General features: G+C 44.6%; 5 protein-coding genes, 2 tRNA genes and 3 rRNA genes. 6 read left to right on the top strand and 4 right to left on the bottom strand.

Annotated elements, in window-relative coordinates:
• Positions 1-203: 203 nt before the first annotated feature.
• The 3 genes from DUL71_RS31300 to DUL71_RS31310 all read right to left on the bottom strand — a co-directional run bounded on the left by DUL71_RS31300 (position 204) and on the right by DUL71_RS31310 (position 2,788).
• Positions 204-572, bottom strand: coding sequence for a hypothetical protein (locus DUL71_RS31300; protein WP_114941748.1), 369 nt, complete (start codon positions 570-572; stop codon positions 204-206).
• 1 nt (position 573) lies between these two features.
• The gene (locus DUL71_RS31305) at positions 574-990 is read right to left on the bottom strand and encodes a hypothetical protein (RefSeq protein WP_114941749.1); all 417 of its coding nucleotides are present in this window, start codon (positions 988-990) and stop codon (positions 574-576) included.
• An 85-nt stretch (positions 991-1,075) separates the two neighbouring features.
• Positions 1,076-2,788, bottom strand: coding sequence for a glycoside hydrolase family 3 protein (locus tag DUL71_RS31310; protein WP_114941750.1), 1,713 nt, complete (start codon positions 2,786-2,788; stop codon positions 1,076-1,078).
• 198 nt (positions 2,789-2,986) lie between these two features.
• Here DUL71_RS31310 and DUL71_RS31315 point away from each other — a divergent pair, with 198 nt between their 5' ends.
• Positions 2,987-3,670, top strand: coding sequence for a porin family protein (locus DUL71_RS31315; protein ID WP_114941751.1), 684 nt, complete (start codon positions 2,987-2,989; stop codon positions 3,668-3,670).
• A 246-nt stretch (positions 3,671-3,916) separates the two neighbouring features.
• On the opposite strand, the gene DUL71_RS31320 is transcribed toward DUL71_RS31315, so the two are convergent.
• Positions 3,917-5,323, bottom strand: a complete 1,407-nt coding sequence (locus DUL71_RS31320) for a methyltransferase RsmF C-terminal domain-like protein (RefSeq protein ID WP_244228894.1) — start codon at positions 5,321-5,323, stop codon at positions 3,917-3,919.
• Positions 5,324-5,996: 673 nt separating this feature from the next.
• Here DUL71_RS31320 and DUL71_RS31330 point away from each other — a divergent pair.
• The 5 genes from DUL71_RS31330 to rrf all read left to right on the top strand — a co-directional run bounded on the left by DUL71_RS31330 (position 5,997) and on the right by rrf (position 11,304).
• A 16S ribosomal RNA gene (locus tag DUL71_RS31330) occupies positions 5,997-7,517 on the top strand.
• A 197-nt stretch (positions 7,518-7,714) separates the two neighbouring features.
• Positions 7,715-7,793 (top strand) — tRNA-Ile (locus DUL71_RS31335).
• A 19-nt stretch (positions 7,794-7,812) separates the two neighbouring features.
• Positions 7,813-7,889, top strand: a tRNA-Ala gene (locus tag DUL71_RS31340).
• Between the two features lie 225 nt (positions 7,890-8,114).
• Positions 8,115-10,994: ribosomal RNA gene (locus DUL71_RS31345) — 23S ribosomal RNA — on the top strand.
• Positions 10,995-11,192: 198 nt separating this feature from the next.
• Positions 11,193-11,304 (top strand): 5S ribosomal RNA (gene rrf, locus DUL71_RS31350).
• The 16S, 23S and 5S rRNA genes sit together here with 2 tRNA genes alongside, the layout of an rRNA operon.
• Positions 11,305-11,349 lie beyond the last annotated feature (45 nt).

An 11,349-nucleotide genomic window follows, 5' to 3' on the forward strand; every position in this document is an offset into this window, starting at 1 on the left:
ATAGGGAGCTGGTTATAACAGGTTTGGAATATCAAGTATTCAATCGCAAACTTGCCGTATTCAATAATATATAGAAGGAGCTTTTGATAACACTAATGTTATTGGGGCGTTAAAACCTTATGCCTTTATTGAAGTGTTTTATTTTCTTGATAAAACACCTCAATAATATAGAAGCTTAAATCTGTTTTGGGAAAAGATTAATTTCAAGTCTCAATATCATCTTCAGAATCCTCTAAAGCAATCCAACCCTGTGCTTCTACTAAAACAGGTATTAAATTGCTACTAAATTGTTCGGAAGGTAAATCCCAATAAAAGAAATAAGTTGAATTTCCTGATTGATTTTCCCTCACACTCGGCGTTCCAGATTTGGTATAGACGACTATGATATCATTTTTCTTAACATTTATATCTGGAAACCAAAAAACCTGGGATGGTTTTCCAGAAAAACCATCTTTTTTGACTTTTTCCACTATAAATAGGATGAAATATCCTAATTCACTGTCAGAATCCGGTTTAAAAATGATTCTTTCTTTTAATTTGTTTCCTCTATCCTTGATTTTTAACGGATTCATATTATTTTCGAAATTTTGAGGCAAATCCACCAATTAATAAAACAATTCCAGATAAAACATCAATAACACCATATATTGAGCTCAATACCCAGATTGATGGTCCAACGCCAATTAAAATAGCGCCAAGTGTTATCGTTACAGAATACAGAATTTCCTTGGCCGTATTGGTATTTAGTTTTTCGGTTAAGATCGCTCTGTCTTTGTCGCACGCATAAAATTGATCTCTAAATTTTTCAAGCTTTTCTATCTCTTCATTCAACCGATCAATATCGTTCAACATCAATTTAAGCGTCCCTGGTGAAGTAAGCTCTTCCTCTGATAGATTTCTTTTTAAAGCCTGGTAAGCGCTAACCTTTTTTAAAGTAGGAGTTTTAGCAGGTTCGGCGTTTGATGGCTCTTCGTCATTTTCAACGGACATATATGTTTAATTAATGTAAATATCGATGGGGATTTTCAATATGACATGAGATAATAGAAACAATGATAACTAAAAGTTAGGTTTTCTACAATCCAGTCCCCGTAGGGAAAAACGTATTTACACTTACAGGCAGCTTACCCGTAGGCTTTAAACGACCGCTTAGCACTTTGGCCGCCGATTGCTGCAACTCTGGCGACATCTGATAACAAACTATTAAGTTGCCTGCTTTTTCGAGGCCAGGTAAACCTGCTATGGTATAAGCGTTGGCAAATACGCTGAATGCTGTATTTTTTCTCGAAGCCAGATCGGCAATCATCAGTTTTACCTCGCTGCTGTAATCAAGTTTGCTTTGCGGGCGCAGGCGGGTATCATGTATGCCCACAATAATCTGCTGGTATTGTTTAAGCCAGTTAAGGATATTGGTAACTTCAAGTGCGGGCGCATCTTTATTAACTATAAATATGCGGCTGTTCGGAAAGCTTTTTACAACCTCCATCTGGAAAAGCGTTGGCGAACTTACACCTATACTTACTATAGCCGTTTTTAAAAACGGATTAAATGCCGGATTGCTGTTTTTTAAACGGGTTACCGAGGCATCGCTTAATTGCTGCACCAATGCTTTAGCGGCGTCGCTGTTAATATCCTGGCTTAAATTGGCGAGTGCGGTTGGCTTGTATTGATTAAGCCCTGCCCAGTACTTAGCAACCAGGATCTTTTTGATGCGGCCTTCAAATTCGGCAGCGCTAACACTACCATGCCTTACAGCCTTACGGATCAGGCCAATGGCCCGGTCAGAATTTTCAGACAATTCGATAATATCATTACCCGCAATAAAAGCCCTTACATCAGCTTCGCCATTTGGGAAATATTTGGTAACGCCTTTCATTTCCATCGCGTCGGATATCACCAGGCCTTTAAACTTCAGCGAATCTTTCAGGATACCGGTGATAATAGGGCGCGAAAGGGTAGAAGGGAGTTTGGGCGTGTTATCTAACGAAGGTATATTCATGTGCGCTATCATTACGCCGCTGATACCTGCATTGATAGCTTCCCGAAACGGGTACATCTCCAATGAATCTAACCTCGCACGGCTGTAAGGTAGCAGCGGCAAATCAAAATGCGAATCCACATTGGTATCGCCGTGACCCGGAAAATGCTTGGCCGACGTAAGCAAGCCTGCATCCTGCATCCCTTTAAAATAAGCGATCCCCTTTTTTGCTACATTATACATGTTATCCCCAAACGAACGGTAATTGATAACCGGATTGTTAGGATTGTTGTTCACATCCATGTCTGGTCCGAGGTTCATCTGCATGCCCAGCCGCTTAAAATCATAAGCTACCTGCTGACCCATTTTGTAAATCAGGTTGTTATCCTGTATAGCGCCAAGCGTCATTTGGTATGGGTATGATATGGTAGAATCCAGGCGCATGCCCAGTCCCCATTCGCCATCCATGGTTACAATTAAAGGTATTTTGGCCAGTTTCTGATATTTATTAATAAGGTTAGCCTGGCGCACAGGTCCGCCTTGGAAGAAAACCACACCACCTAACTGCTGCTCTTTAATTACCTGCCCAACCGAGTCTTCATAAACTTTCCCCTTATTGGTATGCGCCCTTACAAACAGTAATTGTGCTATCCGTTGCTTGCGGCTCATTTTATTATATACCGAATCAACCCAACGGTTTTGCTTACCCAGTAATTGGATATAACTCTCCTTTTGAGCGAAAGCATCGGCAGTAAAAAATGTGAAGATGATAATTAAGGAGTAGAAAAAACGGTTTTTAGAAGCTTGCATAGGTCAAATGTAGCGTTATTCTGAATTTTTGATGAAAATGATGTTACAACTATTACAAAAAACAAACCACAAATAAACCTTTACGTTTTTCAGTAATCTATCAATTTATTAACATACATACAGGGAGAAGTTAATGGCGGCCCATGCACAAATCGGCCTAAGGCTTTTCCCGTCACTTATTTAAAACAGAGAAAAACGATGAAAAAATTACTTTTTTTGGCGATGTGCCTTTTTACCGTTGGTACAGTTAGCGCGCAGGGATATTATTATGGCCCGCGTCACCGCCGTCCGCCACGCAGGGTTGTTGAAAGGCAGCAGCCACAGCGCCGTTATGATGATTTTTATACGCCGAAGGTAGGTGTTGCGGTAGGTTTAAATGTTGCAAACACGGTTGATGCTTACAACAGCAATTACAGTTCAAGCTCACTTGCCGGCTGGCACGCAGGTTTAACGTTTGACGTGCCTATTATCTATCCGTTGTCGTTTGCGCCCGAAGTATTGTTTTCGCAAAAAGGTTATGAGGTAAATGACAGGGACGGGAAATTTACGCAACGCACCAATTATATCGATGTGCCCTTGCTGGCTAAGTTTAGGGTAGTAAGGGGCTTTAACCTGTTGGTTGGTCCGCAGCTTACCTTTTTAACATCAACAAAAAATACTTACGAAAGCGCTGTTGGTACCAGCATCGATCATATCGACAATGATGCCGAACATAGTTACGTGGCCGGTGTAGTGGGAGTGAGCTTTGATATTAACCGTAATGTGGAGATCCGCGGCCGTTACAATATCGACCTTGGCGAAAATCGTCCTTATGCCGATCAAAATCTGCCTAACTACCGTAACCAGGTATGGCAAATTGGTTTGGGCTTTAAATTTCAATAAGCAATTAGGTATTTAAATCAGGAGTAAATCTCCCAATAATTGATTTATGCAAAGGTTCAAAGGAAATAAACCCGTTGATTTGAACCTTTGCATGAATTTTTAATTTTACGGCATTGCGAGCCAGCATGCTCATATGGGCGTTCCCGTCAGCTGACGGGCGGGCTATTCGCTCATACTGCACAGGCATTATGCTCGGGCCGGTATCCGCTACTATCCCTAACGCTGAAAACTGTTAAATATAATTTATCACCATTCTCTCGGTGGGTGTGCCGACAATATCCTTATTTCTTTAGGATAATAATTATTAATGCGGTTAGGCAAAAGTTTGGCCCAGCCAAGCGGGTGTCCTTCGTAAGTCATCAATGTCCAGCCCTTATCAGTTGTAGTTAAATCTATATTATCCCGGCGCAGGTATTGAATGGCCTGGTCCTTATTAAGGGGCGTTTCCAAAACAGCATCTTTATTCACTATCAGGCTTAACGCCAGTTCATGATCCGGGATCAGATCTTTCCCGGCCAGCTTACCAATAATAACCCCCGACTTTTTAATATAAAGGTGTCGCTGTAATATATTCAGGCTTTCTTTGTGGGCACGGTTAATAGCCATCCAGTCGTCGTTTACTTTAAAATAGTAAAAATCGTCCGGTTCATTAATATATGAGCGTACCTGGTCAAGCTCTTTGCCCGGTAACTTTTGCTGGGTATTGTTTTTAAAAGATGCCAGATCGCCGCTGTGCTCTTTTTTACGCAAACAGGAAGCAAATAAACCCTCGCCTTTTACTTTGCCCGGATAAAAACGATAGCCCCAGGCTTTTTTTTGCGGCGATTGGGTTTCAACAATTCCCCAGTCATTATTAACAGGTATCCGAACGCTTTCCAGTTCAAACTCGGCACAAAGCCAATCCAGAATATCCTCGTTTTCCTGGTGCGAGTAAGAACATGTACTGTATATAAGATAGCCGTCCTCTTTCAATGCCGGATAAATGTCGGCCAGTATGCGTTCCTGTCGCTGGTGGCAAAGGTTCACATTCCCTTCCGACCATTCGTTCATCGCGTCGGGATCTTTGCGGAACATCCCCGAGCCAGAACATGGCGCGTCAACCAGTATAATATCAAAAAAGCTTTTCAGCCTCCCGAAATCTTTCGGGTCATTATTGGTAACAATAGTATTGGCTGTGCCCCAGCGATTCAAATTATCTGTTAATATAGGCACACGGGTTTTAATGATCTCGTTTGCCACCAACAAATCGGTAGGCTGCAGGGCCGAATTAAGGAGTGTGCTTTTACCTCCGGGCGCGGCACAAAGGTCAAGTACTTTGATCTCATCCTCGTTATTTTGGTTGATCTTTTTAAAAATATGATCAATAAACATCGACGATGCTTCCTGTACATAGTAGCACCCGGCGTGAAAAAGAGGATCAAAAGTGAACGACGGACGGCTCTCCAGGTAATATCCATTTGCACACCAGGGTACATTTTGTGTGCTTTTTAAGATTGATGGCTTAAAAGGATTCACCCTGATAGAGGTTGGAGCGTCTTCAAACAGGTGCGCTTTTACAAAGTTTTCTTCGTCAAATCCGTTTTCTGCACCTAATGACGCGATGAAATGCGGTGGAAAATTAAGCTCGTTCATATTCATTTCAAATATACGCATTAGGAAAATGACCGTCCTTACCTAATTATAACAGTAGCTTCACATTTATTTAACCTTAATTTTCAATGAGTTGTGCACCTCCTGTTGATTATTTGAAAATTTGTCTTGGTTGGAAGCTGGTTTTCTGCGTACATTTGTGACCGCCTTTGAGAAAAAGGTGTTGTTTTTTGAAGATTAAGGTTGAATGAAAAGGTTTTAAAAAGTAAAATTTTACTTGCCAAAACAAAAAATAATTCACACCTTTGCAGCCCGCAAACGAGGAGAGAAGAGAGGTTGAGCGGGTCCAAAACAAAAAGAAAAAAAAAGTTTTGGAAAAGAGAAAAAGGTTGTTACCTTTGCAGCCCCAAGCGGGAGAGAAGCTTAAAAGCTTCTAAAGAGAAGAGGATGAGGGTTTTAGGCCTTTGGAATCAAAACGGAAAGAGAGCGATTCTCGCCGTAAAAACTGACAAATCGAAACGGTGTAAGAGCCGAAAGATTATATAGCTGAACTGAGAAGGGAAGCGAGCAAGTTCTTTTAAGAAATGGAAATCATGTAGCGTAACGGGAGGCAAGCGGAGGCTAAGGTTAAAGCAAGCTGAAGAGTTACCAAAAAAAGCAAGCGAACTGTATAAAGATATAATAATACAGATTCTATTAATTAATAATAGGGTCGGGAAATTAAACAAAACATTTTACAATGGAGAGTTTGATCCTGGCTCAGGATGAACGCTAGCGGCAGGCCTAATACATGCAAGTCGGACGGGATTCGGGAGCTTGCTTCCGATGAGAGTGGCGCACGGGTGCGTAACACGTATGTAACCTACCTTAGTCAGGGGGATAGCCTCTCGAAAGAGAGATTAAGACCGCATAACATCATTGAATGGCATCGTTTGATGATCAAATATTTATAGGACTAAGATGGGCATGCGCAACATTAGCTAGTTGGTGTGGTAACGGCATACCAAGGCTACGATGTTTAGGGGATCTGAGAGGATGACCCCCCACACTGGTACTGAGACACGGACCAGACTCCTACGGGAGGCAGCAGTAAGGAATATTGGTCAATGGACGGAAGTCTGAACCAGCCATGCCGCGTGCAGGAAGACGGCCCTATGGGTTGTAAACTGCTTTTGCAGGGGAATAAACCTTCTTACGTGTAAGAAGTTGAATGTACCTTGAGAATAAGGATCGGCTAACTCCGTGCCAGCAGCCGCGGTAATACGGAGGATCCGAGCGTTATCCGGATTTATTGGGTTTAAAGGGTGCGTAGGCGGCCTGTTAAGTCAGGGGTGAAAGACGGTAGCTCAACTATCGCAGTGCCCTTGATACTGATGGGCTTGAATATACTAGAGGTAGGCGGAATGTGACAAGTAGCGGTGAAATGCATAGATATGTCACAGAACACCAATTGCGAAGGCAGCTTACTATGGTATGATTGACGCTGAGGCACGAAAGCGTGGGGATCAAACAGGATTAGATACCCTGGTAGTCCACGCCCTAAACGATGAACACTCGATGTTGGCGATATACGGTCAGCGTCTAAGCGAAAGCGTTAAGTGTTCCACCTGGGGAGTACGCCCGCAAGGGTGAAACTCAAAGGAATTGACGGGGGCCCGCACAAGCGGAGGAGCATGTGGTTTAATTCGATGATACGCGAGGAACCTTACCCGGGCTTGAAAGTTAGTGAATAGAGCAGAGACGCTCTAGTCCTTCGGGACACGAAACTAGGTGCTGCATGGCTGTCGTCAGCTCGTGCCGTGAGGTGTTGGGTTAAGTCCCGCAACGAGCGCAACCCCTATGTTTAGTTGCCAGCATTTAAGGTGGGGACTCTAAACAGACTGCCTATGCAAATAGAGAGGAAGGAGGGGACGACGTCAAGTCATCATGGCCCTTACGTCCGGGGCTACACACGTGCTACAATGGATGATACAGAGGGCCGCTACCTGGCAACAGGATGCCAATCTCATAAAGTCATTCACAGTTCGGATCGGGGTCTGCAACTCGACCCCGTGAAGTTGGATTCGCTAGTAATCGCGTATCAGCAATGACGCGGTGAATACGTTCCCGGGCCTTGTACACACCGCCCGTCAAGCCATGGAAGCTGGAAGTGCCTGAAGTGCGTAACCGCAAGGAGCGTCCTAGGGTAAAGTCGGTAACTGGGGCTAAGTCGTAACAAGGTAGCCGTACCGGAAGGTGTGGCTGGAATACCTCCTTTCTGGAGCAGTATCGCAAGCAGGAGGCTTGAAACTGTTACCTACATGATAATTTCTTAAAGCACAAAAAAAAGACAAAAGGAAACACCCGGAAGTTTAACCATCATTGGCTGAACCAAATATCTGGGCACAGGATTGTAAGTGATTACGATTTACGGTTAAAATCTGAGATCGTAAAAAACTAATCCACACAGCGAATAGTCCTGTAGCTCAGCTTGGTTAGANNNAGCACTACACTGATAATGTAGGGGTCAGCAGTTCAAATCTGCTCGGGACTACAAAAAGGTTTAACTTTTAGGGGGATTAGCTCAGCTGGCTAGAGCACCTGCCTTGCACGCAGGGGGTCAACGGTTCGAATCCGTTATTCTCCACCAAGTATTCTACAGTAACTGTAATATAGGTTACGCTACAGATGAAAACTAACGTTCTTTGACATATTGGAAGAAGTAATTGAAAACAAGAGAAAACAACAGATAGGAAGTTGTTGGGTTGAAGACTTCAAAGGTAAAATAGTAGCAATACTAATGAACCAATGAACTAATGAACCAATGACGGACTAAAATAAAGACATACCTTGCGGCGCAAAAGGCGCAAGCGTAGAAGAAAGTAAGAAAGGGTACACGGGGGATGCCTTGGCTCTCAGAGGCGAAGAAGGACGTGATAAGCTGCGATAAGTACCGGGGATTTGCAAATAAGATTTGATCCGGTAATTTCCGAATGGGGAAACCTAGTTATTTGAAGAATAACTGCAGAATGCGCTAACCTGCCGAACTGAAACATCTAAGTAAGCAGAGGAAGAGAAAACAATAGTGATTTCCAGAGTAGTGGCGAGCGAAATGGAAGAAGCCCAAACCTATATTGTTACGGCAATATGGGGGTTGTAGGACCACAACATGAATATTAAAGAGAACCGGAACGGGGTGGGAAACCCGGCCATAGAGCATGAGAGCTGCGTACGGGTAATTGATAATAGGATAGTGGTATCCTGAGTACCGCGAGGTCGGAGACGCCTTGTGGGAATTTGCCGGCACCATCCGGTAAGGCTAAATACTCCTGAGAGACCGATAGTGAACCAGTACCGTGAGGGAAAGGTGAAAAGAACCCCGAACAGGGGAGTGAAATAGAACCTGAAACCGTGTACTTACAAGCGGTCGGAGCCTGGTAACGGGTGACGGCGTGCCTTTTGCATAATGAGCCTACGAGTTACTCTTCCCTGGCAAGGTTAAGTGTTTAAGACACGGATCCGAAGCGAAAGCGAGTCTGAAAAGGGCGTATAGTCAGGGGAGGTAGACGCGAAACCTTGTGATCTACCCATGGGCAGGTTGAAGGTGCCGTAACAGGTACTGGAGGACCGAACCGATAAACGTTGAAAAGTTTCCGGATGACTTGTGGGTAGGGGTGAAAGGCTAATCAAACTGGGAAATAGCTCGTACTCCCCGAAATGTTTTTAGGAACAGCCTGGCGGTTGAGTTATAAAGAGGTAGAGCTACTAATTGGGTGCGGGGGAGTCAAATCCTACCAAATCCAGATAAACTCCGAATGCTTTATAATATACGCTGGAGTGAGGCTATGGGTGCTAAGGTCCATGGCCGAGAGGGAAAGAACCCAGACCATCAGCTAAGGTCCCTAAATTATTGCTAAGTTGAACTAACGAGGTCCGATTGCACAGACAGCTAGGATGTTGGCTTGGAAGCAGCCATTCATTTAAAGAGTGCGTAACAGCTCACTAGTCGAGCGATCGGGCATGGATAATAAACGGGCATCAAGCAGTATACCGAAGCTATGGATTTGCAGCAATGCATCTGGTAGGGGAGCATTCTATTATCCGGCGAAGCAGGAGGGGCAACCGACTGTGGAGGGAATAGAAAAGCAAATGTAGGCATAAGTAACGATAAGGCGGGAGAGAAACCCGCCCACCGAAAGACTAAGGTTTCCTGATCAACGCTAATCGGATCAGGGTTAGTCGGGGCCTAAGGTGAAGCCGACAGGCGTAGCCGATGGACAACTGGTTAATATTCCAGTACTTTTTAATACTGCGATGCGGTGACGGAGTAGTGACACTGACGCGAACTGACGGAATAGTTCGTTAAAGGCTGTAGGTAAATAAACTGTAGTTAAGTACGCAGATTATGCTGAAAGCTGATAGTACACCAAATCTTCGGACGAGGTGATAGTTCAGGTAATCAGACTTCCAAGAAAACCCGCTAAGCTTCAGGTATTAAAAACCCGTACCGTAAACCGACACAGGTAGTCGAGGAGAGAATCCTAAGGTGCTCGAGTGAATCATGGCTAAGGAACTCGGCAAAATGGCCCTGTAACTTCGGGAGAAGGGGCGCTGGCAGCAATGTCAGCCGCAGTGAAAAGGCCCAGGCGACTGTTTAACAAAAACACATGGCTTTGCAAAATCGAAAGATGACGTATAAGGCCTGACACCTGCCCGGTGCTGGAAGGTTAAGAGGGGATGTTAGTCGCAAGGCGAAGCATTGAATCGAAGCCCCAGTAAACGGCGGCCGTAACTATAACGGTCCTAAGGTAGCGAAATTCCTTGTCGGGTAAGTTCCGACCTGCACGAATGGTGTAACGATCTGGGCGCTGTCTCAGCCATGAGCTCGGTGAAATTGTGGTATCGGTGAAGACGCCGGTTACCCGCAACGGGACGGAAAGACCCCATGCACCTTCACTATAGCTTAACATTGATATCGGATACAGGATGTGTAGGATAGGTGGGAGACTGTGATGTGGCTTCGCCAGGAGTCATTTAGTCAACGTTGAAATACCACCCTTTCTGTATTTGGTGTCTAACTCTACGATGTGGAGAACATTGTTTGGCGGGTAGTTTGACTGGGGTGGTCGCCTCCAAAAAGGTAACGGAGGCTTTCAAAGGTAAGCTCAGTACGCTTGGTAACCGTACGCGGAGTGCAATAGCATAAGCTTGCTTGACAGTGAGACAGACAAGTCGAGCTGGGTCGAAAGACGGATATAGTGATCCGGTGGTTCTGCATGGAAGGGCCATCGCTCAAAGGATAAAAGGTACGCTGGGGATAACAGGCTGATCTCCCCCAAGAGCTCATATCGACGGGGAGGTTTGGCACCTCGATGTCGGCTCGTCACATCCTGGGGCTGGAGAAGGTCCCAAGGGTTGAGCTGTTCGCTCATTAAAGTGGCACGCGAGCTGGGTTCAGAACGTCGCGAGACAGTTCGGTCCCTATCTGTTGTGGGCGTAGGAAGTTTGAGTGGGGCTGACCTTAGTACGAGAGGACCGGGTTGGACTAACCTCTGGTGAATCTGTTATGCCGCCAGGTGTACTGCAGAGTAGCTACGTTGGGAATAGATAAGCGCTGAAAGCATCTAAGTGCGAAACTAGCCACAAGATGAGACTTCCATTGAGGGTCGTAGGAGACTACTACGTTGATAGGTCATAGGTATAAAGGTGGTGACATCATAGCCGAGTGATACTAATTGCCCGAAGCTTTCTTCAGATAGAAACAGTGTGGGTACAATCCCAAAGATTGTACCCCGCGAAAACAAAAACAACGAATGCTGTTGTTTTCTCTTAAATTCAAGTACTTCTTTCAATAATATGTCATTTATAAAGGCTGAAAGGCCAAAGGATAAAGGCGAAAGGTAAACAACCTTTGAGCTTTAACCTTTAAGCTTTGACCTTAATAAAAAGAAATTCAGGTGCCTATATCGGCGGTGTCTACCTCTTCCCATTCCGAACAGAGAAGTCAAGCCCGCCAGAGCCGATGGTACTGCGGTAAAACGTGGGAGAGTAGGTCGGTGCCACCCTTTATCACCTTTAATGGTGCAACAATGCAAAGCCTTAGCTAACCG

The organism is Mucilaginibacter endophyticus, assembly GCF_003351025.1.
GTDB classification, from domain to species: domain Bacteria; phylum Bacteroidota; class Bacteroidia; order Sphingobacteriales; family Sphingobacteriaceae; genus Mucilaginibacter; species Mucilaginibacter endophyticus.

Coding starts and splice junctions, on each gene's coding strand:
- DUL71_RS31315 (WP_114941751.1), top strand. CDS start 2,987: ATGAAAAAATTACTTTTTTTGGCGATGTGCCTTTTTACCGTTGGTACA.
- DUL71_RS31300 (WP_114941748.1), bottom strand. CDS start 572: ATGAATCCGTTAAAAATCAAGGATAGAGGAAACAAATTAAAAGAAAGA.
- DUL71_RS31305 (WP_114941749.1), bottom strand. CDS start 990: ATGTCCGTTGAAAATGACGAAGAGCCATCAAACGCCGAACCTGCTAAA.
- DUL71_RS31320 (WP_244228894.1), bottom strand. CDS start 5,323: ATGCGTATATTTGAAATGAATATGAACGAGCTTAATTTTCCACCGCAT.
- DUL71_RS31310 (WP_114941750.1), bottom strand. CDS start 2,788: ATGCAAGCTTCTAAAAACCGTTTTTTCTACTCCTTAATTATCATCTTC.